This is a genomic window from Sinomonas albida (assembly GCF_004919045.1).
Taxonomy (GTDB): domain Bacteria; phylum Actinomycetota; class Actinomycetes; order Actinomycetales; family Micrococcaceae; genus Sinomonas; species Sinomonas albida.
In genome coordinates this window covers 147,150-171,527 of record NZ_SWDW01000006.1, presented here as the reverse complement: position 1 = coordinate 171,527, position 24,378 = coordinate 147,150, and the positions used below count along the sequence as shown (strand labels likewise).

At 68.2% G+C, this 24,378-nt stretch carries 24 protein-coding genes; 11 read left to right on the top strand and 13 right to left on the bottom strand.

Annotated features, from left to right (window positions below):
- Positions 1-34: 34 nt before the first annotated feature.
- The 3 genes from E6A26_RS07995 to E6A26_RS07985 form a co-directional block, all read right to left on the bottom strand.
- Positions 35-1,012 (bottom strand): phosphate/phosphite/phosphonate ABC transporter substrate-binding protein, encoded by a 978-nt coding sequence (locus E6A26_RS07995; RefSeq protein ID WP_136610661.1) that lies wholly within the window; start codon positions 1,010-1,012, stop codon positions 35-37.
- Positions 1,013-1,291: 279 nt separating this feature from the next.
- Positions 1,292-2,209 carry an NADP-dependent oxidoreductase gene (locus tag E6A26_RS07990; protein ID WP_136610660.1) on the bottom strand — a complete coding sequence of 306 codons (918 nt, stop codon included), beginning with the start codon at positions 2,207-2,209 and terminating at the stop codon, positions 1,292-1,294.
- 126 nt (positions 2,210-2,335) lie between these two features.
- Complete coding sequence (locus E6A26_RS07985; protein ID WP_268815245.1) at positions 2,336-3,628, bottom strand: MFS transporter; 1,293 nt, start codon at positions 3,626-3,628, stop codon at positions 2,336-2,338.
- 146 nt (positions 3,629-3,774) lie between these two features.
- Between E6A26_RS07985 and E6A26_RS07980 the strand changes: the two genes are divergently transcribed.
- Positions 3,775-4,428: a TetR/AcrR family transcriptional regulator gene (locus E6A26_RS07980; RefSeq protein WP_136610659.1), complete on the top strand. Its 654-nt coding sequence runs from the start codon at positions 3,775-3,777 to the stop codon at positions 4,426-4,428.
- Positions 4,429-4,491: 63 nt separating this feature from the next.
- On the opposite strand, the gene E6A26_RS07975 is transcribed toward E6A26_RS07980, so the two are convergent.
- Positions 4,492-5,112, bottom strand: coding sequence for a nucleoside/nucleotide kinase family protein (locus E6A26_RS07975; RefSeq protein ID WP_211129028.1), 621 nt, complete (start codon positions 5,110-5,112; stop codon positions 4,492-4,494).
- A gap of 172 nt (positions 5,113-5,284) precedes the next feature.
- Between E6A26_RS07975 and E6A26_RS07970 the strand changes: the two genes are divergently transcribed.
- Positions 5,285-5,848, top strand: coding sequence for an HD domain-containing protein (locus tag E6A26_RS07970; RefSeq protein ID WP_168928699.1), 564 nt, complete (start codon positions 5,285-5,287; stop codon positions 5,846-5,848).
- Positions 5,849-5,878: 30 nt separating this feature from the next.
- Here the strand turns inward: E6A26_RS07970 and E6A26_RS07965 are convergent, their stop codons facing one another.
- From E6A26_RS07965 to glnT, 7 genes are all read right to left on the bottom strand, one after another.
- Positions 5,879-6,472, bottom strand: a complete 594-nt coding sequence (locus tag E6A26_RS07965; RefSeq protein ID WP_234865204.1) for a helix-turn-helix domain-containing protein — start codon at positions 6,470-6,472, stop codon at positions 5,879-5,881.
- 26 nt (positions 6,473-6,498) lie between these two features.
- The gene (locus tag E6A26_RS07960) at positions 6,499-7,758 is read right to left on the bottom strand and encodes an allantoate amidohydrolase (RefSeq protein WP_268815243.1); all 1,260 of its coding nucleotides are present in this window, start codon (positions 7,756-7,758) and stop codon (positions 6,499-6,501) included.
- A gap of 23 nt (positions 7,759-7,781) precedes the next feature.
- Positions 7,782-8,933 carry an FAD-dependent oxidoreductase gene (locus tag E6A26_RS07955; RefSeq protein WP_136610656.1) on the bottom strand — a complete coding sequence of 384 codons (1,152 nt, stop codon included), beginning with the start codon at positions 8,931-8,933 and terminating at the stop codon, positions 7,782-7,784.
- Positions 8,933-10,309 (bottom strand): FMN-binding glutamate synthase family protein, encoded by a 1,377-nt coding sequence (locus E6A26_RS07950; protein ID WP_211129026.1) that lies wholly within the window; start codon positions 10,307-10,309, stop codon positions 8,933-8,935. The genes E6A26_RS07955 and E6A26_RS07950 overlap by 1 nt, the downstream gene beginning before the upstream one ends.
- Before the next feature lie 9 nt (positions 10,310-10,318).
- Positions 10,319-11,035 (bottom strand): GltB/FmdC/FwdC-like GXGXG domain-containing protein, encoded by a 717-nt coding sequence (locus E6A26_RS07945; RefSeq protein WP_136610655.1) that lies wholly within the window; start codon positions 11,033-11,035, stop codon positions 10,319-10,321.
- Positions 11,036-11,088: 53 nt separating this feature from the next.
- Entirely contained in the window at positions 11,089-11,985 is an 897-nt protein-coding gene (locus E6A26_RS07940) for a class II glutamine amidotransferase domain-containing protein (RefSeq protein ID WP_136610654.1), read from the bottom strand.
- 76 nt (positions 11,986-12,061) lie between these two features.
- Complete coding sequence (gene glnT / locus E6A26_RS07935; protein WP_136610653.1) at positions 12,062-13,450, bottom strand: type III glutamate--ammonia ligase; 1,389 nt, start codon at positions 13,448-13,450, stop codon at positions 12,062-12,064.
- 247 nt (positions 13,451-13,697) lie between these two features.
- On the opposite strand from glnT, the gene E6A26_RS07930 reads away from it, so the two are divergent.
- On the top strand, positions 13,698-14,987 hold the full coding sequence (locus E6A26_RS07930) for an ammonium transporter (RefSeq protein WP_136610652.1): 1,290 nt from the start codon (positions 13,698-13,700) through the stop codon (positions 14,985-14,987).
- A 128-nt stretch (positions 14,988-15,115) separates the two neighbouring features.
- Here the strand turns inward: E6A26_RS07930 and E6A26_RS07925 are convergent, their stop codons facing one another.
- Together E6A26_RS07925 and E6A26_RS07920 are read right to left on the bottom strand one after the other, a co-directional pair.
- The gene (locus E6A26_RS07925) at positions 15,116-15,670 is read right to left on the bottom strand and encodes an AAA family ATPase (protein ID WP_136610651.1); all 555 of its coding nucleotides are present in this window, start codon (positions 15,668-15,670) and stop codon (positions 15,116-15,118) included.
- Positions 15,667-16,314, bottom strand: a complete 648-nt coding sequence (locus E6A26_RS07920) for a bifunctional 4-hydroxy-2-oxoglutarate aldolase/2-dehydro-3-deoxy-phosphogluconate aldolase (RefSeq protein WP_136610650.1) — start codon at positions 16,312-16,314, stop codon at positions 15,667-15,669. Before E6A26_RS07920 ends, E6A26_RS07925 begins: the two co-directional genes overlap by 4 nt.
- Before the next feature lie 164 nt (positions 16,315-16,478).
- Here E6A26_RS07920 and E6A26_RS07915 point away from each other — a divergent pair, with 164 nt between their 5' ends.
- The 8 genes from E6A26_RS07915 to E6A26_RS07880 all read left to right on the top strand — a co-directional run bounded on the left by E6A26_RS07915 (position 16,479) and on the right by E6A26_RS07880 (position 24,354).
- Positions 16,479-17,459: a Gfo/Idh/MocA family protein gene (locus tag E6A26_RS07915; protein ID WP_136610649.1), complete on the top strand. Its 981-nt coding sequence runs from the start codon at positions 16,479-16,481 to the stop codon at positions 17,457-17,459.
- On the top strand, positions 17,452-18,438 hold the full coding sequence (locus E6A26_RS07910) for a LacI family DNA-binding transcriptional regulator (RefSeq protein WP_136610648.1): 987 nt from the start codon (positions 17,452-17,454) through the stop codon (positions 18,436-18,438). Before E6A26_RS07915 ends, E6A26_RS07910 begins: the two co-directional genes overlap by 8 nt.
- Positions 18,435-19,007 carry a VOC family protein gene (locus E6A26_RS07905; RefSeq protein WP_136610647.1) on the top strand — a complete coding sequence of 191 codons (573 nt, stop codon included), beginning with the start codon at positions 18,435-18,437 and terminating at the stop codon, positions 19,005-19,007. Before E6A26_RS07910 ends, E6A26_RS07905 begins: the two co-directional genes overlap by 4 nt.
- Before the next feature lie 2 nt (positions 19,008-19,009).
- A complete protein-coding gene (locus tag E6A26_RS07900) occupies positions 19,010-19,912 on the top strand; it encodes a sugar phosphate isomerase/epimerase family protein (protein WP_136610721.1) in 903 nt (300 codons plus the stop codon).
- Complete coding sequence (locus E6A26_RS07895; protein WP_136610646.1) at positions 19,909-20,910, top strand: Gfo/Idh/MocA family protein; 1,002 nt, start codon at positions 19,909-19,911, stop codon at positions 20,908-20,910. The genes E6A26_RS07900 and E6A26_RS07895 overlap by 4 nt, the downstream gene beginning before the upstream one ends.
- A gap of 141 nt (positions 20,911-21,051) precedes the next feature.
- Positions 21,052-22,473: an MFS transporter gene (locus E6A26_RS07890; protein ID WP_136610645.1), complete on the top strand. Its 1,422-nt coding sequence runs from the start codon at positions 21,052-21,054 to the stop codon at positions 22,471-22,473.
- Between the two features lie 219 nt (positions 22,474-22,692).
- Positions 22,693-23,442 carry an SDR family NAD(P)-dependent oxidoreductase gene (locus E6A26_RS07885; protein ID WP_136610644.1) on the top strand — a complete coding sequence of 250 codons (750 nt, stop codon included), beginning with the start codon at positions 22,693-22,695 and terminating at the stop codon, positions 23,440-23,442.
- A 99-nt stretch (positions 23,443-23,541) separates the two neighbouring features.
- The gene (locus E6A26_RS07880) at positions 23,542-24,354 is read left to right on the top strand and encodes a sugar phosphate isomerase/epimerase family protein (protein ID WP_136610643.1); all 813 of its coding nucleotides are present in this window, start codon (positions 23,542-23,544) and stop codon (positions 24,352-24,354) included.
- Positions 24,355-24,378 lie beyond the last annotated feature (24 nt).

Below are 24,378 nucleotides of genomic sequence, written 5' to 3'. Positions count from 1 at the left end.
GTCCCTACTCGTCGACTACGCCGCGACTACTTCGCTACTTCGCGCACTTGGCCGCAGGGATCTGCGAGCACAGGTCCGTGATCGTCTTGTAGTAGTCGGCATTTTCGGCCTTGACGCCGAAGTAGCCCTTGGAGAAGCCCGGGGTGAGGGTGACGCCGGAGCTCTTGACGGCGTCGAGCGTCGCGCCCTGCAGGGCCTCGGTGACCTTCTTCTTCGCCTCGGCCGGCAGGGTGCTCGAGACGGAGAACGGGCCGCCCGGCACGTACTCTTTGCCGATCACCTTGACCTCGCCCTTCTGGGCGCCGGCCTCAGCGATGGTGTCTTCCGCGAAGCCGACGTCGCACTGCTTCGACGCGACCGTCTGCTCCGACTTGTCGTGGGCGCCCGCGAAATGCACCTTGAAGTCCGCGAACGTCGGGTTGCCGGAGGCGTCCTTGCCCGTCGCGTTGACGTCAAGGCCGGCCTTGTGCAGCTGGTAGAGGCCGAAGAGGAAGCCCGAGGTCGAGTTGGGGTCGACGAAGCAGACCGTCTTGCCCTTCGCGTCGGCGAGGCTCGTGATGCTCGAGCCGGCGGGGACGATCGCCTCGGAGTAGTAGCCCGGGTCCTTGACGGTGGGCGAGTTGAGCTGGGCGGCGACCGGGTCAAGCTTCGCGCCCTTGTTGATGGCCATGACGTACTGGAGCGCGCCCGACGTCGTGACGTCGACCTTGCCGGCGACCGCGGCGGCGATGAGGGCGGTGTAGTCGGCCGTGGGGTAGTACTCGACCTTGTAGCCGGTCGTCTTGGCGATGTAGTCCTCGATCGGCTTGACGTTGGCGTCCGAGCCGGCCTGATCGGGCGTGGCGCCGAAGACGATCGTTCCCTCGGCCTTGGCCCACGTGCCCTTGTCGGCGCCCTGGTCTGAGACCGAGGTCGAGCCGGACGAGGAACAACCCGCGAGGGCCGCCACGGCCGCGAGCGATGCGACGAACGTCGCGACTGCGCCGAGGCGCTTGGTGCGAGACAGGAACATTGAAATGGATCCCTTCGATTCAAGCGCACTCGTGCATGAATAGGGAGTGAGATACCGGTGCGCGTCAGGACGAACTTAAGGAACCGGAGGTAAAACGCGGCCACGGGTGAGTGACCAACAGGTAAACCTGTCCATACATCTATACATCCCGCGGTAGCCGATCGGGACGACAGCGTTACGAGCGATCTCAGGGGGAGCGGGGGCTCCAACTGTGGTGGGAGATCCAGAGCCATTGTGTTGGAAGGGGGACTGGCCGCCCACCTTCAGCTTCTACGCGTGTTACGGGCGGATGCTGATGATCGTCTTTCCCATGCGGCGGACGGCGGGGTTGAGGGCGGAGACCGCCTGGTCGAGGGGCGCGATGCCGTCGATGTTCGTCCGCAGTCGGCCGTCACGGACCCGCTGCACGATCTCGACCAGCTCGGCGCGATCAGTTTCGACAACGAAGTCCACCGCTAAGCCGTCGGCCGGGCGGGCGGTGACCGGCCCGACGATGGACACCAGCGTTCCCCCGGGGTTGATCAGGGCCGCGGACCGCTTCTGGATGTCGCCTCCGATGACATCGAAGACCAGGTCGACGCCGCCGACAGCGTCGAGCGCATCGTTCTCGAGGTTGAGGAACTCGTGCGCTCCGAAGTCGAGCGCCTTCTCACGGTCGGCCGCTCGGCCTGTGCCGATGACATAGGCGCCGGCTTCACGGGCGAGCTGGGTCACCATCGTCCCGACGGCCCCGGCCGCGCCGTGGGCAAGGACTGTCTGGCCGGCCTGCAGGCGGCCGTGCTGGAACAGGCCCTGCCACGCGGTCAGGCCTGAGATCGGCAGGGATGCGGCTACCGTGAAGTCCACGTCGCCGGGCAGCGCGGCGAGGTTGCGTGCCTCGATGGCCACATACTCGGCAAGGGTCCCGTCGCGATGCCAATCCGCGAGCCCGAAGACCCGCTGCCCGACAGACAGCCCAGTCGTGCCGTAGCCGAGGGCGGTGACTACGCCGGCCAGTTCGTGGCCCGGTATCGACGGTGTCCGGTCGCGTCCGGCGCGGTCAGTCCAGGTTGACGGCCACTCCAACTCAGTCGGGACGAATCCCGAGGCATGGATTTGGACGATCACGTCATTGATGGCCGCCGTCGGCTCGGGGCGATCGGCCAGTGTCATCCCGGCGAGTCCTGCGGCCTTGTCGGTTGCCACGATGGCTTTCATTGTTTTCTCCTCTGTCGTTGTCTCGGGATCTGGGCGGAAGGTCGAAGGGAATATGCCGGGTTATCCGGGGAAGTGATCTGTGCCATGGGATGCGGTGGCAGGTGGCTCGGGCTCCCGTTCCCATCGTCACAGGCTGTTCCCCTGGGGCGCTTTGGCAGCTTGGCGCACGCGGCTTTCGCTGATCGCTGGTGTACGGGGATTGTGCGCGGAGAGGGCCGTGAACAGTGTGGCGAGGAGCGCGAGGCCCCCGTATCCGAGTGCGAGCTGCGGCAGCGAGAAGGCTCCGGAGAGCTGAGCCGAGATGAGGCTGGGGGCAGTCGCGCCGCTGTAGGAGATGAGGTAGACCACTGCGAGGATCGGTGCCCGGTCGGCCGAGGTTCCGCCGTGCAGGAGGGCCCGGGTGGCGGCGCTGATGGCGATGCCCTGGCCGGCGCCGGCGAGGACGGTTGCCGCGATGAACAGCGGCAGCGCCCCGGTGGCGATCGCGGTGATGAGGCCGATCCACCCCACGGCGAATCCGACCATGCCGATGCGCTGAGCGCCAGCCGCTGTGAACCGGCCGCCGATTGGAGCCCCGAACGCGCTCGAGCCCATGTAGGCGGCGAACACCAGTCCAAGGACGAGCGGGCTGCTGGTTCGGAGCTGGTCTTGGACCAGCGCCGGAACGAAGGCCTGGTAGAAGGCGCCGGTTGCCCAGGTAGCGAGGAAGACCGCGGACGCGACGGGGAGCAGATGCCTGGCCCCGACCGGCACGCGGACGCTGGGCCGCAGTGACCGCCAACCGCCCGCTGTTCTGGTCACGGTTTCGGGGCTGACGGCGATCATCGTTGCTGCGAGCAGGAGGAAGCCGGTGTCGACAAGGTATACGAGGTCGCGGGGCCAGGGCCCGAACTGGACCAGGGCACCTGATGCAACGGCGCCCACGGCCAGCCCGAGCATGACCGTTTGGCTGGAGGCCACGGACGCCAGCCACGCCGGCTTGGCCGGGGCCGCGTCGACGATGTAGGAGGTAAGGCTGCTGCTGGCCAACCCGGCACCGACTCCCATCAGCAGCCTACCGACGATCAGGATGCCGATGTGATGCACGTTCAACAGCGTCAGGGTTCCCGCAATCAGGAAGGCGAGGCTGGCGATGGAGACGGGGCGCCTGCCCGCATGGTTGGACAGACGGCCCATGACCAACAGTGTCCCGAGAGTGCCGACCGAGTAGGCGACCACAGTCAGGGAAATGTCGGCACTGTTGAACCCGTCCTGGGCCCTGTAGATGTTGAACAGCGGAATCGTCGATCCCACCGTGGCAAACGAAGCGAGCAAGGCGACGACTGCTGAAGCGAAGGCTAGCCAGAGCGATTGCTCGCTGCCGATCTTGTCTTTCGCTGGTCCTACTTCCTGTTCGACACGGACGTTCGGTCGTGGCACAGCAGACACCTCCTGGGGGCCGGGAATGAAGGCGGCTGTGAACCGTGATCTCGACCCATGGATTTTTTGGGCTTGCTAGCCCACTTCCTCCATTAAGCGCTCTTGAAAGTGGGCTGTCAAGCCCACTGTCAGTCTATGATTGGAGTATGAAAGCCAGTGCGGAGATCCGAGAGCCTCGAAAGCTCACCGACAAAGGACAGGCGACCCGCGAGCGGATCCTGGAGCAGGCGGCGGAGCTCATCTACACCAAGGGCGTCCACGCGACGAACAACGAGCAGCTTCGACGGGCCGCCGGCGTCAGCGGGTCCCAGCTCAACCACTACTTCCCGACCAAGGAGAGCCTCGTGCTGGCCGTCATCGAATGGCGTGCGGAGCGAGTCCTCTCGTTCCATCGCAGTGAGCGGTTCGCCAGCTTCGACAGCCTGGATGCGTTGCGGGAGTGGGCTGATTTCTATGTCGGCTTCGAGCGTGCCCATCAGGAAGGCTGCACCCTCGGGTCCCTCGCGAGCGAGATCATCAAGACCGACCTCGACGTCCACGATGAGCTCGCGAGCGCGTTCGACCGGTGGCGGGACATCTTCCGCGACGGTCTTCAGCGCATGCAGAAACTCGGCCGCATCAGCGTCGACGCCGATCCCTCCCGCTTGGCCAACCTGCTCCTCTCGGCGTTCCAGGGCGGCATGCTCCTCTCCCAGGTCCAGCGGAACACGACCCCGCTGAAAGACGCCCTTCAGGCCGCGATCGACTACGTCCAGACCTTCGAGACCTCTCTCGACTCCGCCTCACCCCCGGTTCAGTAGCCGCCGTTGATCGATGCAGGTCCGCGCTCAGAAAGGAACCCACCTACTGCCGGCCGGGCGCGATCAGGCGGCAACCGCGACGGCGGGCCGTTCTGGGTGGTTGTATCGCACCAGGATGTCGGGTTCCTCGCGGTTTTCTCTCTCGTGCTCAAGGACGCCTTCCACCGTGAAAGCGAGCTCCGCCGGCGTGCGTTCGCGGAGCACACGCTCATCGACCCGTAAAGCGACGGACAGGTCGAAGTCCAGCCAGCGGCCCAGCAGCATGGGCCCCGCCACCAGCAGGACCAGGCCATCGGGCGCGGGCTGCCGCTCGGCGCGGACCGAGCGGTCGGTTTCCGGGTCGCGCAGCCGCGGCAGCCACTGCGCAGCTCCCCGTGCGGCGAGCGGGTCCAGCACCTCGCGGGCCAGCGCGGCGAAGTCGAACCAGCGTTCCCGGTAGCTGTCGGGGTCCTCACGGCCGAACTCCAGCCGCTGGGAGGCCGGCAGCAGGAAATCCTTCAGCTCCACCACCTCCGCGGGTCGGCCCGTTGAGCGCAGTCTCGCGGCGATCCTCCCTGCGAAGTCGGCTGGCGCGGCCGCTTCCGCGCCGTCGACAGCGACCCTGGTCCGGTCCGCGCGCACCAGGCAGCGGTCGGCAACCATGGATACCAGCGCGTCGGGCGTCAGCGGGGCGTAGGAGGGCACCCACCGATTATCGCCTCCGGCCCGCGGGACTGGGCGCACGAGACGCTGGATGGTCCGCTCCCCGGCCGACCGATCTCGCGCTGGTGGGGGAGAATCAATCCTGTCGACCCCGACCATTTGGAGAGCTAACAGAATGCGCTGGCCCGTTCCTGACAGTCCTCTCATCCGCATCGTGCACGAGTACGTGTCGGCCCGGGTTTCAGCGCCCATCCTGCATCACTCCGTGCGGGTCGGTTCCTTTGCGCGGCTCATAGCCGAAAGCGAGCACATCGACATACCCGAGGACATGGTCTGGGGAGCCGCACTGCTCCACGACGTGGGAACTGCCGCCGGAGCAAGCTCGCCACTACGCTTCGAGGTGACCGGCGCCAATGCGGCGGCCGAACTCCTGGCAGCCCAATCCGAGCTATCCGGAGCGCAGGTGCAGGAAGTATGGGACGCTATCGCCCTTCACACATCGCCCCATATCGCCGAAGCACGTGGCGGCCTGACTCGCGTGATCCGACTCGGGGTGCTGATGGACTTCGGAGAAGACATCCTGCCGGATGCCACTGAGCTTCGGAGGAAGCAGGAGAGCGAGTGGCCGCGCGCCGACATCGAACGGGTCCTGGCCGATGCAGTGGTACAGCAGGTGCTGGAAGTGCCTGAGAAGGCGCCCCCTGCTAGCTGGCCGCACAATCTCTACACAGCGCACCTGCAGAATCCACGCCATACAGGTGTCAACCCCGCGTTCTAGGCGTGGGCAGCAGGGGCAGCGAGGGCCCTTCTAGCGAGCCGCGACGGCGAGGAATCGGATCGGGAGCTCGAGGAGGCGGAGGGGGCCGTGGGGTCCTTCTCCTTCGAAGACGAGCGAGTCGCCGGGGGCGAGTTCGTATTCGTACGAGCCGTGGCCGTACACCATGCGGCCTTCGAGCATGTAGATGAACTCGGTCCCGGGGTGCTGGAACAGCGGGAACACGTCCGAAGCGCTGGTGAGGGTGACGAGGCTCGGCTCGATCGGGTTCTCCCGGCGTTTGAGCGCGCCGAGTGAGCGGTACTCGTGGCCATGACGCGTGCCCGTGCGGACGGTCACACTGCCCTCGCCGGCCTTCGTGAAGGTGGCTTCGCGCTCGGTGTCGGCACCCTGGAACAGCGCGGTGACGGGCACGTTGAGGGCCTGGGCGAGGCGCTGGACGGTGGTGAGGGAGCACGATGTGCTGGCCGATTCGATCTTGGAGACCATGGCCTTGGAGAGGCCGGTGCGGACGGCCAGCTCCGCGGCCGAGATGCCGGCCTCGTGCCGGTACCGCTTGACCTGCCCTGCGATGACGACCTCGAGAGATCCGGCGGGCTGGTCGAGCGGCATGTCCTCTGTCGTCATGGAGGGAGTATAGGCAGCGGGTGTTGTCATGCCCCTCCTATGAGCCCCGCGAGCACGTCGGCGAGGGCCGCGGCGCCCGCCTCGGCGTCGTCGTCCTCCACATGTTCTTCGGGGGAGTGGGAGATGCCGCTGGGGTTCCGGACGAAGAGCATGGCGGTCGGCCGCACCGCGGCCAGCACGCCTGCGTCATGGCCCGCCCCGGTGGGCAGGGTCGGTGCCTCTGGGAGCAGTTCCCCGACGCGGTGTCTGAGGGCAGGGTCGAAGTGGGCGGTCGGGCTCAGCGATTCTTCGCGGAGTTCTACGGAGCAGCCTTCGACGGCGGCGACTCGCCTGGCGTCGGCATGGATGCGTTCGACGACGGCGGCCGTCACGGCGTCGTCGACGTGCCGGACGTCGAGCCAGAGGCTGACCGAGGACGCGATCACGTTCGTCCCGCCGGGCACGGGGACGATGCGCCCGACAGTCGCGCGCGCACCCGAGTGCCGGAGGGCAGCCTCGCGGACAGCTTGGACGATCGCCGCCGCGGCGACGAGCGGGTCCCGCCGGTCTTCCATGTGCGTGGTTCCGGCGTGGTTGCCCTGGCCGGCGACGGTGATCCTCCACCGTCCGTGGCCCAGGATGGTCGAGCCGACCGCGACGGACTGGCCGAGGTCGATGAGTCCGCGGCCCTGTTCGACATGGAGTTCGACGAAGGAGCCGATCCTGCCCACGGCCTCTGGGTCCGGGCCGAGGAACCGGGGGTCGAGGCCGGCCTTCGCGGCGACGTCGGCGAAGGTGTTCCCCTCGGGGTCGCGCAGTGTCCGGGCCCTGTCCGGGTCGATGAGGCCGGTGAGCAGCCGCGAGCCGAGGCACGCGACTCCGAAGCGGGAGCCTTCCTCCTCGGGGAAGACCGCGAGGGCGAGGGGCTTGCCGGGCGTCAGTCCGCGTTCGCGGAGGCGGTCGACGGCGATCAGCGCCGAGGCGACGCCGAGCGGACCGTCGAAGGCGCCCCCTCCCGGGACGGAATCGAGGTGGCTGCCGGTGACGACCGCGTCGTGCCGGCCGGAGCCTGGGGCGTCCCACCAGGCCCAGAGGATCCCGTTGCGGTCCGTCTCGACGTCCAGACCCCGCCGAGCGGCCTGGTCGACGAACCACTCGCGGAGCTCGTGCTCGGCGGTCGAATAGACGGGCCTGCTGTAGCCTCCCCGAGCGCCGTCTCTGCCGACATCCGCGATCTCGGCCATCAGCCCGGCGACGCTTGCGCCCGCCCGGCGCGCCGCCGTCGTCCGCTCCCGATCGGAAGGCACTGTGCCAGTCGAAGGTGCCGCGCTCACGCCCGCCTCCCGGCGCCGACGAGCGAGGGCCGGAACCGCAGCGGGATCTCGCGATCTCCGGTGGCGAGGTCTGCCGCCAGCTCGCCCAGCAGCGGCGCGAACTTCGCACCGTGGCCGCTGCAGGGGGAGAGGATCGTGATGCCGTGCGCGGTGTCGATGACGAACTCCTCGTCGGGGGTGTCGGTGAACAGGCATGTGGTCTCGGCGTACGGTTCGGGAAGCAGGCCCGGGACGTACTGCTTGACGTAGTCGACGATCCGTTCGCGGTGCGCGGGGTCGATGAGCCCGTCTTGGGCGGAGGCGTCGGCGATCGCCCTGCCGCCGTTGAACTCGGCCAGCTTCTGCCCACGGAAGTCGGCGTCGCGGCCGCCGGGGAGTCCGTAGGTCTGGATGCCGGGCCGCTTGTGGATGAAGGTCGGCCAGAACGTCCCGGGGTCGGGCTGTTCCCGGTAGGGGAAGTGGAAGGCCGTCTCCTGCATGACCGTGAGGGCCGGGAGCGAGGCGAGGAAGGCCGAGGGAAGGTCGAGGCCGCCAAGGAGCGTGGGGAGCCAGCCGCCGGCGGCGATGACCACATTCCCGGCCAGCAGCTCTTCTCCGCACTCGTTCGTGAGGAGGTAGCCGGCGCCGGATCGGCTTGCGGTGGCCAGGGTCCAGTCTTCGTAAAGGCGTGCGCCGTGGGCGACGGCGGCGCGCACCATCGTGTGAACGCTCTCGTGTGCGTCGATCACCCCCGCACCCGAATGCCACAGCACCTCGGTGTCGAAGGCGAACTGTGGCCAGCGCGACTTGGCTTCCTCTGGGGAAAGCAGCTCGTGGGCGACCCCCACGGTCGCAAGGACTTCTGCCAGCTCCCGGGGTTTGCGGTGCTCGCCGTGGTCCACGCAGCCGGTGGGCGTGATGAGCTGGAAGCCCGCCAGGGCGCTGAGCTCCTTCCAGCCGGCGAGGGATTCCTTCACGAGCGCTGCGTAGCCGGTATCTGGGTAGGCGTAGCGGAAGATGCGCGCGGAGCCGTGGGAGCTGCCGGCATGATTCGCGGGCTCGGAGCGTTCGACGACGGCGACCTGATGGCCGTGCTGGGAGAGCCGCCATGCGGTGGCGGCGCCGGCCAGTCCGGCTCCGACCACCACGTAGTCGAAGGAGTCGGGCATCAGAGCCCCGCTCCGGTCGCTCCCGGGATCCACGAGGTCCCGGCGAGCGGGACTCGGGCCATGGCGGCGGATTCGATGGTCAGGGCGACGAGATCCTCGGGCTCGAGGTTGTGGAGGTGGGCCTTGCCGCACGCCCGGGCGATGGTCTGGGCCTCCATGGTCAGCACGCGCAGGTAGTTCGCGATCCTCCGGCCGCCTGCGACGGGGTCGAGTCTGGCGGAGAGCTCGGGGTCTTGGGTGCTGATGCCCGCGGGGTCTCGGCCGTCCTGGAAGTCGTCGTAGTAGCCGGCGGCGGAGCCGAGCTTGGCGTATTCGGCGGCGTAGCGGGGGCTGTTGTCTCCGAGGGCGATGAGGGCGGCCGTGCCGATGGCCACGGCGTCGGCGCCGAGGGCCATGGCCTTGGCGACGTCGGCCCCGGTGCGGATGCCGCCGGAGACGATGAGCTGGACCTTGCGGTGCATCCCGAGTTCCTGGAGGGCCTGGACCGCCTGGGGGATGGCCGCGAGGGTGGGGATGCCGACGTTCTCGATGAAGACCTGCTGGGTCGCGGCGGTGCCGCCCTGCATTCCGTCCAGGACCACGACGTCGGCGCCGGACTTCACCGCGAGGGCGGTGTCGTAGTACGGGCGGGAGGCCCCGATCTTGACGTAGATCGGCTTCTCCCAGTCGGTGATCTCGCGCAGTTCGGCGATCTTGATCTCGAGGTCGTCCGGGCCCGTCCAGTCGGGGTGGCGGCAGGCCGAGCGCTGGTCGATGCCGATGGGAAGGGTGCGCATCCCGGCCACTCGCTCGGTGATCTTCTGGCCCAGCAGCATGCCCCCGCCGCCGGGCTTGGCACCCTGACCGAGCACGACCTCGATTGCGTCGGCCTTGCGCAAGTCGTCCGGGTTCATTCCGTAGCGCGAAGGAAGGTACTGGTAGACGAGGTGCTTGGACTGGCCGCGCTCCTCCGGCGTCATGCCGCCGTCGCCCGTTGTCGTGGAGGTGCCCACGGCGCTCGCGCCGCGGCCCAGCGCCTCCTTGGCGTTGGCGGAGAGCGCTCCGAAGCTCATGCCGGCGATGGTGATGGGGATGTCGAGGCGGAGCGGCTTGGACGCGTAGCGGTCACCGAGGACGATGTCGGTGCCGCACTTCTCGCGGTAGCCCTCCAGCGGGTAGCGGGACATGGAGGCGCCGAGGAACAGCAGGTCGTCGAAATGCGGGACCTTGCGCTTGGCGCCCCAACCGCGGATGTCGTAGATGCCGGTCTCGGCAGCGCGCTGGATGTCGGCGATCGTGGCGCGGTCGAAGGTGGCGGACTCGCGCAGGCCGAGCTCGGCCAGGGCGGGCGCGGGGAGGGCAGGTGCGACGGTCTGGTCTGGTGCAGTGAGGGTCATGGCCGTCTCCTAGTAAGCGCTCGAGTTGTCGACGTGGAAGTTGTAGAGGGTGCGGGCGGAGCCATAGCGGGTGAAGTCGGCTGGGTCGTCGTCGCGGCCGGCGGCCCGCAGGAGTTCGCCGAGTTCGGCCAGATGCTCTTCGCGCATCTCCTTGGCGATGCAGTCGGCGCCGAGGGACGCAGCGGTGCCCTTGACGTAGAGCCGGGCCTCGTAGATGGAATCGCCGAGGGCCTCGCCTGCATCGCCGCAGACCACGAGCCGGCCGGCCTGGGCCATGAAGGCCGACATATGCCCGATGTTCCCTCCGACGACGATGTCGATGCCCTTCATCGAAATTCCGCAGCGGGCGGAGGCGTTGCCGTCGATGACGAGCAGTCCGCCGTGTGCCGTGGCGCCTGCGGACTGCGAAGCGTCGCCCGTGACGTGCACTGCGCCCGACATCATGTTCTCGGCGACGCCGACTCCGGCGTTGCCGTTGATGGTGATGCGCCCGCCTTGGTTCATCCCGGCGGCGTAGTAGCCGACGTGGCCATTGATCTCGATGTCCACTTCCGCGTTCACGCCCACAGCGATGCTGTGCTTGCCGCCTGGATGGTCGACGGCGAAAGTGTCGCCGTCCGTGGCGTGGTGGAGGGTTTTGTTGAGTTCGCGGACGCCGCCGAGCTTGAGGTCGAACGTCTGGACGGAAGTGCGCTGGGCCTCGACGTTGTCGAGTGTCGTTGTCATGGGGACTCCTGAGGGAGAGCGGGGTGAGGGAGGGCGCGGGTGCGGCGTGGTGCTCAGAGCGACCAGGTGTAGACCTTGCCGGGCTCGGGCTCGAAGATGCGGGCGTTCTCGATTCCTGGCAGCTCGGCCAGGGCGCGGAACTCTGAGGCCATGGCGACCCAGTCCTCGGTCTCGGCGATGATGGCCGGCTTACACGCGATCGGGTCGCGGACCACGGCCATGCTGTCCGCCGTCGTGACGACGAGCGTGTAGAAGCCATCGAGGGTCTCGCCGAGGTTCACGAGCGCCGTCTCGAGGTCGTCGCCCTGCTCGAGGCGGTGCGCGACATACCGGGCGCCGACCTCGGTGTCGTTCTCGGAGTCGAACTGCACGCCGAGCCTCTTGAGCTCGCGGCGGACCGAGGCGTGGTTCGAGAACGACCCGTTGTGGACGAGGCAGAGATCGTCGGCGACGGAGAACGGGTGGGACCCGCCCGCCGTGACCGCGGACTCCGTGGCCATGCGGGTATGGCTCACCGCCTGGGTTCCGTGCATCGCGCCGAGCCCGTAGCGTTCTGCGATCTCAAGGGGATGGCCAACGCTCTTCATGACGGCGACGCGCTCGCCGCGGCCCGCGATCACGGCCTGCGGGTGCGCTGCGGCGACTGCATCCGCGAGTTCCTGGGCGGGAACCTCGGCCGAGACGAATGTCGTGTCCCCGACTTCGGCGACCTCTGCCGCGGAGTCCTCGGGAAGGAGGGCGGTGAGCTGCGCGGCGTTGATCCCGAGTCCCGTGCCGAGCAGGCTGAGGGTTGAGCGGCCGTCGGTGGTGAGAGTGGGGTTGTCGTAGACTGCGAGGCCCGCGGAGTCGGGGCCGCGGTCGACGATCTCGCACAGCATCGTGGTGAGCAGCGAGCCAAGCTCGTCACGCAGCTTGGGGTTGCGCAGCTGGAGGGCGGCGATTCCGCACATGGGGGTTCCTCTCGTGTGGTGAGGATGGGGTGGTCGGGCATACAGGGTGGGCGGGCGGGGGAATGTCAGGAAGGCGTCAGACGGCGGTCAGGTAGCGGGTGACCTCCCACGGCGTGACGTGGTTGTGCCATTCGAGGAATTCCTCTTCCTTGGCCGACGCGTAGTACCGGCCCACCTCTTCGGAGCCGCTCAGCGCAGTGAGCATGACCGGGTCGGCGCGCAGTGCCTGGACGGCGTGCAGCAGGGTGGGGGGAAGCGCCCGCGCGTCCGCGCGCCGTTCACCTGGCCCGCAGGGAGCGCCGGGGTCGAGCCCTCGTTCGAGGCCGTCGAGACCTGCGGCGATCGCTGCGGCGATCGCGAGATACGGGTTCGCGGAACCGTCGCCAGAGCGGAGTTCGATGCGGTGGGCGTCGGGGACGCGGATCATGTGGGTGCGGTCATTCCCTCCGTAAGAGGCCTTGTTCGTGGACCACGTGGCGCCGGACTCAGTCGCGGTCGCGCCCGTCCGCTTGTACGAGTTCACGGTCGGGGCGAGGAACGCCTGCAGCGCGGGGGCGTGGTCGAGGATGCCGGCGACGAATCCGTAGGCCGTGTCCGAGAAGCCGAGCCCATGCCGGTCCTGTCCCTGGGCCGTGTCCCACTCCGCGGCGGGGAAGAGCTCGTCCCCGGTCTCGTTCCAGAGCGAGAGGTGGAAGTGGAGGCCGTTGCCCGTCCGGTTCGTGAACGGCTTGGGCATGAAGGTAGCCACCATGCCCCGTTGCTCGGCGAGCACGTTGAGGAGGTAGCGCAGGGTGACCACGCGGTCGGCCGTGACGAGCGCGTCGGCGTAGTCGAAGTTCTGCTCGAACTGGCCTGCGCCGTCCTCGTGGTCGTTGGCGTAGTTGCCCCAGCCGAGGGCGTTCATGGCGTCGGAGACTTCCGCGAGGTGCTCGAACATGCGTGTCACTCCGCGAGCGTCGTAGCACGGGTGTGCTCCGTCGTCGTTCGTGTCCGCGGTGGCGAGGGCACCGCCGTCGGCCTTCGTCACGAGGTAGTACTCGACCTCGGCGCCGGCTTTCGCGGTCATACCCTTCTCTGAAAGGCGCGCGAGAGCATTCTTGAGGACGACGCGCGGGGCGTAAGGCCACGGCTTTCCGTCCACATGCGGGTCGCAGTGGACGAGCGCGAGTCCCGGGCGGACGGCGTCGAGCGGCGTGAAGCTCGAGGGGTCCGGGACCGCGCAGAGGTCCCCATCTTGGGGCTTTTGCCCGATGAGGCCGGCGGCGTAGCCGGCGAAGCCGAGCTTGCCGGCTTCGAGGTCGGCGAGGGCGGAGGCGGGGACGAGCTTGGCGCACGGCTTGCCGTTCAGGTCGACAAAGGTCGCGAGGATGAACCTCGTGCGGTGGGCGGCGACGAGTTCGGCCAGTGGGCTCGGGGATTCCCGGAGGTCGCGGACCGACGAGGCGTCTGAGGCGAGGGCTGTCATCCTGGATCCAATCTAGAGCGAAAGTTCCCTGTGGTGAAACTCTGTTGAATCTAGTTACGCATGCGGGGGGCTTCGCGGCAACGCCAGGCGTGTAAAAGCTGTGTTGCGACAATCTCTCCAACGGTCGGGGAGAGGTGGATTTTACGGCGCCGAAACCCATGAGGGTTGAATGTCAGTGATCGTGGTTTCATCGCAATGCTCAACTGATGCTGCGTTCCCCTTCTCCGCTCCCCAGATAGGAACTCCCATGGACACCGGTCACACCGCGTGGATCTTGGCCGCTTCGGCCCTGGTCTGCATGCTGATCCCCGCGCTCGCCCTCTTCTACGGGGGTATGGTCGGCTCGCGCCGCATCCTGAACATGATGATGATGTGCTTCGGCGGCGTGAGCGTCGTAGCCGTCCTTTGGGCCCTGTTCGGCTACTCGGCCGTCTTCGGCAACTCCGTCGGAGGGCTCGGACTCATCGGTAACGTCACGGAATACCTCGGACTCGGGCAGATCCTTCCCGAAGACCCCAAAGCTCCGATCCCCGCGGCGGTCTTCGCGGCCTTCCAGCTCTTCTTCGCTGGGATTACGACGGCGATCATCGCCGGTGCCGCGGCCGGCCGGATGAAGTTCGGCGCCTGGATGCTGTTCGCCGGCATCTGGTCCACCGTGGTCTACCTCCCGGTGGCTCACTGGGTCTTCGCCGCGTCCTCGGCTGATGGCAGTGTGGTGGGCGGCTGGATCCTCAACGGCATCAAGGCCATCGACTTCGCGGGTGGGACCGCGGTCCACATCAATTCGGGCGTCGCGGCCCTTGCCCTGTCGCTCGTGCTCGGGCGCAGCGCTGGGTGGCCGAAGAGCGAACACGTCCGCCCCAACAGCCGCCCGCTCGTCCTTGTCGGGGCGGGCCTCTTGTGGGCCGGGTGGTTCGGCTTCAACGCTGGGTCAGCCCTCACGGCGGGCAACAGCGCCGCCGTCGTCTTCCTCAACACCGCCATCGCGGGCGCCGCCGGACTGCTCGGCTGGATCGCGCTCGAGCGCTTCCGCCACGGGCGCTCGAGCAGCATCGGTGCGGCCTCCGGTCTCGTCGCGGGCCTGGTCGCGATCACTCCCGCTTGTGGCGCTGTGAACCCGCTCGGCGCGATAGCGATCGGGGCCATCGCCGGAGTGGTCTGCTCGCTCGCCATCGAGTGGAAGTATCGCCTGGGCTTCGACGACTCGCTCGACGTCGTCGGTGTCCACCTCGTCGGCGGGATCATCGGGACGCTGCTCATCGGGCTGTTCGCCACCGACGCCGCGCCCAACAAGATGAACGGACTGTTCTACGGGGGTGGGTTCCAGCTCCTTGGCGTCCAAGCGATCGCTGTCGCTGCCGTGCTCGTGTACTCGTTCGTGCTCACGTGGGTCATCGCGAAAATCGTTCAGCGCACGGTCGGGCTCCGGATCGACCCCACGGACGAGCTTCGCGGCATCGACATGGCCGCCCACGCCGAGGAGGCCTACCTCGTGGACGAAGAACCCGTGGAGCTGGGCTCCCCGTCTCGCGCCTGAGCGGCTCCCGCTGCGGGGCGGACTTCCGCCCCGCAGCAGAGTGCGCCTCGCAGCATAAACGTCGCCGCTCCCTGACAACCTACGTGGACGTGCACATGAAGGCGATAGTTTCCGGCGGCATCGAATCGTCAGGGCGTTGGCTGGTGGTCAGTCAACGCGTCGTTGTCGAACTCGGTGACGCGAACTCCGATCCACGTGCAAGCCTGGTCGCCGTGCTTTACCCAGTACTCGTCCCAGTGGGCGAGCTTCCAGTGATCCCTCTCGAGGCCACGCTGACGGAGGCGCATCTGGAGTGTCGTGGGGGAGACACGGACGCGGATCACCTCGACGTCCACCGGGGGCCATTGGAAGCGCTGCTGGGCGGCGGTGACGAAGTGGGGGTCGGAGAGGTATGGGCTGAAGGGGGCGTCGATGACCACCGGGAGGCCGAGGCGGAGGTTGGCCCCGGCGACGTCGAGGAGCGAGTCGTATTCGAGGGGCAGGATGTGCTCAAGGTAGAACTCGTTGGACTCACGGTCGCCGGGGTCGTAGCCGGCGGCAGCGAGGGCGGCCTCGACGAAGCGTGCGCTCATCGCATCCTTGTCGAGGTAGGCGGCGGCGTGCTCGCGGGCGAGGTGCTGGGCGACGGTCGACTTGCCGGAGCCGGCGGTGCCGATGACGATGCGGAGGGTCGGCTCGGTCATCGGCGCGCGTCCTGAACGGCAGCGAGGAAATCCCGCGCAGCGTCCGTGACCCGGGTGAAGTCGCCGTCGGGCTGCCAGGCCTTGGTGACGGCACTCCCCACGCCCACGCCCGCGACCCCCGCCGCGAACCACTCGGCGACGTTCTCGGTCGTCACGCCGCCGGCGGGCATGATCGGCAGGTGCGCCATGGGGGCGAGCACAGCCTTGGCATAGGGGATGCCCGCTCCTTCTGTCGGGAAGAGCTTGAGGATGTCCGCTCCGGCCTCGGCCGACTCGAGGAGCTCTGTCGGGGTGGACGCGCCGCTGATCGTGGGCACCTGGTAGCGGTTCGCGACTCGGATCATCTCGGAGTTGAGCTGCGGGCTGACCAAGAAAGCTGCTCCGGCGCGGATGCACTCGTAGGCGGCGTGGCCGTCCAGCACCGTGCCGGCGCCTACTGCTACGCCTTGGGGCGCGTACTGCCCGACCAGGCGGCGGACGAGGTCGACCGCCCCGGGGATGGACAGGGTGATCTCGAGCGCCCGGAACCCGCCCTCAATGGCCGCGTGCGCGACGCGTTCGGCGGTGTCGGCATCGGGAAGCCGGACGATGAGGACCGCGCCAGAGTCGTCGATGGTGCGCAGTGTCCGAAGCTTGGTGAACATCAGGGTTCCTCCTGTGGAAAAAGATCCGTTGACAAGACTCTCTCACCGTCCCTATGGTGAATGCAACCGATCTCAGCAACCGATCTCATTGAGGAGATTCTTCCGATGGTCCACTTCGAACCGCGAGCCGACGGCGCCGCCCGGTTCTTCCTCGGGGTGTCCTCGTGAACCGGGCGCGCACGGTTGTCTTCGGTGCTTCGCATTGGCATGTGCCCCTGTGTGCTGCGGCGATGGCGGAGGTGCATGACGTCGTCGGCCTCTCCGGCGAGGACCCGGCCCAGGTGCGTGAGCTGGCCGAGCTGTGGGGTGCACCGGTCGAGGCTGACTGGCGCCAGCTGCTGGAGCTGGAGGACATCGAGCTCGCCTACGTCTTCAGCCCGCATGACCGCATGGCTGAGATCTGCCGGGCTCTGATCGAGCGGCGCGTGCCGTTTGTGGTGGAGAAGCCGATTGGCACCTCGCTCGGGCAGCTGCAGGAGGTTCGACGCGCCGCCGAGAAGGCGGGGGTCCCTGCCACCGTGCCGCTGGTGCAGCGCGGCGGCCCTGTGGACAGCTGGCTGGCGAAGGCCGGGCAACCGGTGTACGAGAGGCTCTCATTCATCGCCGGGCCGCCGGAGCGCTATGAGCGCAACGGCAACCCCTGGATGCTCGACCGGGAGCGCGCGGGCGGAGGATGCCTGGCCAATTTGGGCCCGCATTTCGCCGACCTGTTCCTGCACCGCACTGGCAACACGAGCGCCGAGGTCGCGGCGCGGCTCTCCTCTACGCTGCACGCCGGGGCACTTGAAGACCACGCGACCCTGATCCTGACCGCCCCGGACGGCCGCGAGGCGATCGTCGAGGTGGGGTACGCGTTCCCGGACTCGGAGCTGAAGCGCTACTGCAGCTACTCGTCGGCGGGGGAGGCCGGATTCGCCTCGATCGACACGGACGGATCGGCGGTTTTCACCGGACTCGACGGGCGTACCGAGAGAGCGGTCCTCGTCGTGGACAGCGACCCGCTCTACGATCCCTTCGTGCGGCAGGTTGCCCGTACCCTGGGCGACGGCTTCCGCGGGATGCCGACCCTGGGCGAGCTGGAGGACGCGATGCGGATCATCTGGCGTGCCTACGAGGCCGAACTGGAAGGAGCACACCATGGCTGATCTGAGCATCGACGTCGTCGCCAAGGAGGCCGGCGTGCACCGCTCCACGGTCTCGCGCGCCTTCTCCCGCCCGGAGGCGGTCAAGGCGGAGACGCGAGAGCACATCATGCGTGTCGCGGAGAAGCTGGGGTACACGATGAGCCCGCTCGCCCAGGCCCTGCGCCGGAAGACGAGCACCTTCGTGCCGCTGATCGTGCCGGACATCACCAACCCCTTCTTCGCCGAGCTCGCCAAGACGATGACCGAGGCGGCAGGGGAGCGCGGCTACCAGCTGATGCTCTGCGTCACCAACGGCGATGAGGTGCAGACCGCCGGTTACCTGACGGCGATGCAGTCGCTGTACGCCCCGTTCGGCATCATCGCCCCCTCGACCCGCGTGGACATCGACGCCCTGATGCAGTTCGACTTCGGGCAGCGCCTGGTCGTCATCGACCGCGTGGACCATCAGGCCGGGGTGCCGACCGTCACCGTCGACAGCCGCCGCGGCATCGAGCTCGCCTTCGAGCACCTGCGCTCCCTCGGCCACCGCCGGATCGGCTACGTCTCCGGCATCTCGGGCACCCACACCGCTCAGGACCGCATGGACGCCTACCACGACCTGGCCGAGGGCGAACCGATCGTGCTGGACAGCGGAGCCGACACCGAGGCGGGCGAGCGTGCGGCCGCGCACTTCGCCGCGATGGCCGACCGGCCGACGGCGATCATCGCGGCCAACGACATGGTCGCCTTCGGGGTGATCTCGGCACTGGCCTCCCGGGGCTTCCGCGTGCCCGAGGACGTCTCGGTGGTCGGGTTCGACGGGCTCGCCCTGGGTGCCCGCTTCAACCCTGCCCTGACCACGGTCCGCCAGCCGATCGCCGACATGGGCAGCATCGCGATCGAGCTCGCCGAGAAGAAGGCAGCAGACGGATCGGCCGGGCACATCGTCCTGCAGCCGGAACTGCTGGTGCGTTCCTCCACCGCCGGGCCGCGGACATGAGCGCGTCGACAGAGCGCGGGATCCCGCGCATCCCCGGCGTGCGGCACGCCGACCACGTGGGGCTCACCGTTCCCGACCTCGAGGACGCCGTGGCGTTCTTCGTCCAGGCACTCGGGGCAGAGGAGCTCTACCGCTCCACCCGCGGACCGGATGCGGAGTTCATGCCCGAGAACTTCGCGGTGCCGAAGGACGCGCGCCTGACCCTGGCGATGCTGCGCATGCCGCCGAACCTCAACGTGGAGCTGTTCGAGTGGGACACCTCCGACCGCCGCACCGAGCACCCCCGGCACAGCGACGCCGGCGGACACCACCTGTGCTTCGTCGTGGACGACGTCGACGAGGCGGTCGCGGTCCTCCGCGGCATCCCTGGCGTGCGAGTCCTCGGCGATCGCAAGGAGGTCGCCGGGGACAGCCCGCGCGTCGCCGGCAACCGATGGACCTACTTCCTCACCCCGTGGGGACTGCTGATGGAGATCGTCGACCGCTCCAGGGTGGCCGACCCGCCACCCCTGGTCGGCCCCGCCGACTGGCCCACTGCAGCCCCCGAGAACACCAGAAAGGACCGGTGACCATGCGTCTCGCAGGCCACACCCTCGGAACCCCCGAGCAGACCGTCCCCGAGGCCCTTGCGCTGTTCGCGGACGCCGGGCTCGACGCCGCCGAGGTCATCTACCAGGACGGCTACCGCTCCGCGCTGCCGCTGCGCGACCGCCGCTCCGCCGAGGAGGCCAGGCGGGCCTCCGAGGACCTTGGCATCCCCATCATCGGGCTCACCCCCTACGCGACCGGGATCAATGCCCTCGAGGAGGGCAAGTGGCGCACGGCCGTGGACGAGTTCCGGGGCGCGATCGAGATCGCCCAGGCCGTGGGCGCGGACCGCGTCCGCGTCTACGCCGGCTCCTGGCACCCGGGCGACCGGGAGCAAGCGGCCCACTGGGACCGGCTCGTCGCAGCCCTAGGAACGCTGGCGCCGGAAGCCGCCGGGGCCGGGGTGCGCCTGTGCGTCGAGAACCACTTCGGGACCATGACCCAGTCCGCTGCCGAGACGGCACGGCTCGTGCGGGAAGTGGACCACGAGGCGGTGCGGGTCCTGTACGACCAGGCCAACCTCACGTTTACCCATGACGAGACCTACCAGGAGGCGCTGCGCATCCAGGGTGACCTGATCGGGCACGTGCACGTGAAGGACCTGGTCTTCACCGACCCCGACGCGCCGTTCCAGGCCTCCGAGACCGCCCGCGTTGCAGCGTCCGAGCGCGCCGTGCGCTCCCGCGTGGTTGGCGACGGGGTCCTGCCCTGGGCCGGAATACTCTCCTCGCTCGCCGCGCTCGGCTACGACGACGTCCTCTCCCTCGAGTACGAGTACCGCTGGCACCCCCAGGACCTGCCCGAGCCTGCCGTCGGCTTCGCCCGGTCCGCTGCCGCCGTGCGCGCCGCCCTCGCCCAGACGGCCGTCCCGGGGAGGCTCCGGTGAGCGGGCAGTCAAGGACCCGGGTCGGCGTGATCGGCGCGGGGAACATCGCCTCCATCGCCCAGCTGCCCACCCTTGTCAAGCGGGACGATGTGGAGCTCGCCGCGCTCGTCTCGCGCCGCCCCGACCCCGGAGCGCTGATGCGGCGCTGGGGCTTCGGGGGCGCCTACGCCACGGTGGAGGACATGCTCGCCGCCGAGGACCTGGACGCGGTCTTCGTCCTGACCCCGCGCTCGGAGCACGCGTACGCGGTCGAGGCCTGCCTGCGCCGCGGCGTGGACGTCTTCTGCGAGAAGCCGCTCGCGCCCTCGGCCGAGGAGGCCGAGCGCCTGGCCGACCTCGCCGACGAGCACGGCCGGATCCTGATGGTGGACTTCAACCGCCGTTACGCCCCCGTGTACGTGGCGGGGCGGGAGGCCTTCGGGGACGCCGGAGCCGCCTTCTGCATCGCGCAGAAGAACAGGCCCGGGTCGGAGTACCGCGCCACGTTCGAAAACGCGATCCACATGGTCGACCTGCTGCGCTGGTACTGCGGCGGCGAGGCTGTCGAGGTGACCGCGCACGCCGCGGGCGACGACCCGTGGCAGGAGGACGGGACCGCCGCGGTCATCCGGTTCGACACCGGCAGCACCGGGGTGCTGATGGCGGCCCGCACCGCCGGCGCGTGGAACGAGAAGCTGGACGCCTACGGCGCCGGGCGCTCGGCCGAGATCCGGGCCCCGGAGTCTGTCGCGATCACCGTCGACGGGGTCACTACTAGCCGCGACCTCAGCTCGGAGGCCTTCGGCTGGGCCACCGCCACCGAGACCCTCGGGTTCGCCGAGGCAGTGCACCACTTCCTCGACCGTCTGGCAGACCGCCGCCAGCCCCTCACCAGCGGCCGCGACGCCGTCGCCACCCAGAGGCTGCTCGAGCGCATCCTCCGCTCCGGAGGGCTGCCGACTGGCGAGCAGGAAGGCCGCCGATGGCAAAGCCACGCAACGAACACTGCCCGGCGCTGAGCCCGAAGCCGTCCTGATCCCAGAGCCCTTCGGGCACAAGGATAAGGATCCTCACCCAGGACCGCTTGTCGCCAACAATGCAATCGATCTCACCCGAACCAACCAGACAACCAGCAACACCCCAAGAGCAAGGAGAGTTCAATGACGACCTCGAAAGACCCGTCGGACGCCGCTGGCGTTCCTGAGCCGCTCGAAGCGCTCGGTCGCCCCCGCCGCCCCGTGAATATGGTCGCCGGCACCATCGGACACTTCGTCGAATGGTACGACTGGTACGTCTACGGACTGCTGGCCGCAATATTCTCGGGACAGATCTTCCCCAGCAGCTCGGCCTTCGCATCCCTCATCGCAGCGCTGCTCACCTATGCCATCGGGTTCGTCGTACGCCCGCTCAGCGGAATCATCATCTCCCCGCTGGCCGACCGGTTCGGACGAAGGGCCGTCCTGACCCTCACCATCTCCGGAATGGCCCTCGGCTCCCTCATCATCGGCCTCACCCCTCCCTTCGGAACGATCGGCTACGCGGCACCGGTGCTGTTCCTGGTCGCACGCGTCCTCCAGGGAATCTCTGCCGGCAGTGAGGCGCAGAGCGCCATCGCGTTCATGGTCGAGCACGCTCCCGCGAAACGAAGGGGCCTGTTCGGCTCCTTCTCCAACATGGCCAGCGGCTTGGCGACCCTCGCAGCCACCGGTGCCGGGGCGATCGTGACATCCTCCTTCTCCAAGGCCGACTTGGGTGCCTGGGGATGGCGCCTTCCCTTCATTGTCGGCGGCGTCCTGGGCGTGATCGGTCTCATCCTGCGGTCTCGGGCAGACGAGACCCCCGAGTTCGAGGTAACTGCCCTCGTGGACCAGAGGTCAGCATGGACCCGCCTGTGGGCCCTGCTCCGCGAACACCCCAAGCCCCTGCTGCAGACCGCGGCGCTCTCCGCCCCAGCCGTGGCCTACTACACCTGGGCCACCTTCCTCCCCACCTACGCCAACCTCACCACCGGCCGCGACCTGGCCTCATCCCTGGCCGGAAGCGTCATCGGGCTCGCCCTGCTCGTCGTCATCGTCCCGATCTGCGGCGCGCTTTCGGACCGGCTCGGCAAACGCAAGATCTTCCCGATCATCGGCGCCATCGGCATGGTCGTGCTCTTCTACCCCCTGCTGCTGCTGCTGAACCAGCCCGGTTTCGGCGTCTACGTCCTGGTCTCCGCATCCGGATGGGTGGTCCTGGGCATCTGGCAGGCCGTGTACCCGACCATCCAGGCCGAGCTGTTCCCCGCCGCGGTCCGGGTATCGGGCATCGGCCTCGCACACCAGATCGTGATCGCCGTTTTCGGCGGGACCGCGCCCCTGATCGCCGCCGCGTTCGTCGGCTCCGGACACCCCACCTACGTCGCGTTCTACATGATCGTCGTCGTCGCCCTGTGCCTCATCGTCTACTTCACCCTCCCCGAGACCGGCAGCCGGGCCCCCCGTGCCACCGTGGCCCAGAGCGACACCGAAGTGCTCGAGGGCGAGAACCTGGTCGCCAAGACCGGCTCGGCCCCGAGCCAGGACAACCGCTCCCGCTCCTAGTCGCCCTGCCCTTCGGCCGGATCACCACCGCTCCGAACCTCCTCTGGCCGCTCTGCGGTCGTCGGAGAGGAAGTCCTCTCCGACGACCGGAGAGCAACCCCGGAACGCACCGCACCATGTACATCAGGAAAGGAACCTTCGAAAGATGAAGCCAGCAGCTCAGACACAGGGGGCCGGCGACCGAGGGGCCACCGCCGCCGCCGCGAGGGGGAAGTCCGCATGAGCCTCGGAGACCAAGTCGTCCTCGTGACCGGATCGAGCGGGGGAATCGGCAACGCCGTCGTCGACGCGCTCAACGAGGTCGGCGCCGTCGTCGTCGGTGCCGACCGCGCCCCCAAGGACGACCAGGAGCTGGCGGACTTCTTCTCGCTCGACATCACCTCCGAACAGCAATGCGCCGGCGTCATCCAGGACATCGCCGCGAAGTACGGCCGCATCGATGCCCTCGTCCATGCCGCAGGGGTGCTCGGCCCGACCCCGGACCTCATGGATACGACGACGGAAGAGTTCGAATCCGTCATGCGGATCAATGCCTCGGGGACGTTCTCGATGGTGCGTGAGGCGGCCCGCTCGATGACCGGATCCGGCACCGCAGGCGCGATCGTGGTCCTCTCCTCGGTGGCGGCCAAGGAGGCCCGCAGCAACTACCTCCCGTACAACGCGAGCAAGCTCGCTGTGCTCCACATCATGTGGTCCTTCGCCCAGATCCTTGGACCGCATGGTATCTCCGTCAACGCGGTCGCACCCGGCCCGGTCAACACGCCCATGTGGGCCCAGTTCGCCAAGGACACCGGCCCGGACGCGGCAGCCAACCGGGCCAAGCGCGCCGCCCAGCTGCCGATGGGCCGGTTCGCCGAACCCGACGAGGTTGCCCGCGCCATCCTCTTCCTCGCCGACCCGGACAACCGCTACATCACCGGCGTGACCCTGGACGTGGCAGGCGGAGCCCACCTCGGCGTCGGAAGCTGAGTGCGAGGCCACCGCAAGACTAGGACGAACAACTCAGGATTCCGGCGCCAATACTTGCCGGCAGCAGAGCCCAGGCATAGGAGTGAGAAGGACAGCCCGATGATCATCAACACATTTTCCTATCTATGGTCAACCACGGCGATTGAGGCGATCGCCGAATTGGTCGACAACGGGTATGACACCTTTGAAGTTCCGATCAGCTCTCCGCACTGCTGGCCGGACGAAATGTCCAGCGCGGAACGATCGACCATCTACAAACGACTCAACGACTACGGCGCCACGATCCGATCGCTGAATGCGGGCGGATACGACATCAATCTGGCCAGCCCAGGCGCCAACATGCGTGGCAAGAGCATCGAGCACATCAAGTCGGTGATCGATCTGGCTGCAGCCTGGAACGTCCGCGAGGTCGTCATATCCCCGGGCACGAGACGGCCCATGATCTCCCCATCCCTCGAGAACGTCCACGGATGGATGTACGAGAGCCTGGAGGCCCTGATTCCGATGGCCAGGCAGGCTGGCACACGGCTCCTCTTCGAGAACACTCCCTATTGCTTCGCTCCGACCATCCGGGACCTGTCAGGAATCGTGAACGCGGTCAACGACGATTCCCTCAAGATCGTGTACGACGTCGCGAACGCCGCCTACATAGGGGAGGACCCCGTGGCGAGCCTGCTCGCGAATCACCGGTCAGTCGGGCTCGTCCACATTTCCGATACCGGCACGGAAACCTGGGGGCATGACCCGATCGGCACGGGAGTGATCGACTGGAATGGACTCGGAGACGCCGTCAAGACCACCTGCGGCTTCGACAACGTTGTCCTCGAGGTCATCCGCGAAGAGAACCCCGTCCACGAATTCAAGAAGGCGCTGGACGAGCTCAGGAACCGAGGCTGGGAGCTAGGGGAGTAACCCTTGGCGCGAGGCGAGCTGGGC

What these genes read in the sequence shown, in the direction of transcription:
- E6A26_RS07995 (WP_136610661.1), bottom strand. Translation starts at nt 1,012, where the DNA reads ATGTTCCTGTCTCGCACCAAGCGCCTCGGCGCAGTCGCGACGTTCGTC.
- E6A26_RS07990 (WP_136610660.1), bottom strand. Translation starts at nt 2,209, where the DNA reads ATGAAAGCCATCGTGGCAACCGACAAGGCCGCAGGACTCGCCGGGATG.
- E6A26_RS07980 (WP_136610659.1), top strand. Translation starts at nt 3,775, where the DNA reads ATGAAAGCCAGTGCGGAGATCCGAGAGCCTCGAAAGCTCACCGACAAA.
- E6A26_RS07965 (WP_234865204.1), bottom strand. Translation starts at nt 6,472, where the DNA reads ATGACGACAGAGGACATGCCGCTCGACCAGCCCGCCGGATCTCTCGAG.
- E6A26_RS07955 (WP_136610656.1), bottom strand. Translation starts at nt 8,933, where the DNA reads ATGCCCGACTCCTTCGACTACGTGGTGGTCGGAGCCGGACTGGCCGGC.
- E6A26_RS07950 (WP_211129026.1), bottom strand. Translation starts at nt 10,309, where the DNA reads ATGACCCTCACTGCACCAGACCAGACCGTCGCACCTGCCCTCCCCGCG.
- E6A26_RS07945 (WP_136610655.1), bottom strand. Translation starts at nt 11,035, where the DNA reads ATGACAACGACACTCGACAACGTCGAGGCCCAGCGCACTTCCGTCCAG.
- E6A26_RS07940 (WP_136610654.1), bottom strand. Translation starts at nt 11,985, where the DNA reads ATGTGCGGAATCGCCGCCCTCCAGCTGCGCAACCCCAAGCTGCGTGAC.
- glnT (WP_136610653.1), bottom strand. Translation starts at nt 13,450, where the DNA reads ATGACAGCCCTCGCCTCAGACGCCTCGTCGGTCCGCGACCTCCGGGAA.
- E6A26_RS07930 (WP_136610652.1), top strand. Translation starts at nt 13,698, where the DNA reads ATGGACACCGGTCACACCGCGTGGATCTTGGCCGCTTCGGCCCTGGTC.
- E6A26_RS07925 (WP_136610651.1), bottom strand. Translation starts at nt 15,670, where the DNA reads ATGACCGAGCCGACCCTCCGCATCGTCATCGGCACCGCCGGCTCCGGC.
- E6A26_RS07920 (WP_136610650.1), bottom strand. Translation starts at nt 16,314, where the DNA reads ATGTTCACCAAGCTTCGGACACTGCGCACCATCGACGACTCTGGCGCG.
- E6A26_RS07910 (WP_136610648.1), top strand. Translation starts at nt 17,452, where the DNA reads ATGGCTGATCTGAGCATCGACGTCGTCGCCAAGGAGGCCGGCGTGCAC.
- E6A26_RS07905 (WP_136610647.1), top strand. Translation starts at nt 18,435, where the DNA reads ATGAGCGCGTCGACAGAGCGCGGGATCCCGCGCATCCCCGGCGTGCGG.
- E6A26_RS07900 (WP_136610721.1), top strand. Translation starts at nt 19,010, where the DNA reads ATGCGTCTCGCAGGCCACACCCTCGGAACCCCCGAGCAGACCGTCCCC.
- E6A26_RS07890 (WP_136610645.1), top strand. Translation starts at nt 21,052, where the DNA reads ATGACGACCTCGAAAGACCCGTCGGACGCCGCTGGCGTTCCTGAGCCG.
- E6A26_RS07885 (WP_136610644.1), top strand. Translation starts at nt 22,693, where the DNA reads ATGAGCCTCGGAGACCAAGTCGTCCTCGTGACCGGATCGAGCGGGGGA.
- E6A26_RS07880 (WP_136610643.1), top strand. Translation starts at nt 23,542, where the DNA reads ATGATCATCAACACATTTTCCTATCTATGGTCAACCACGGCGATTGAG.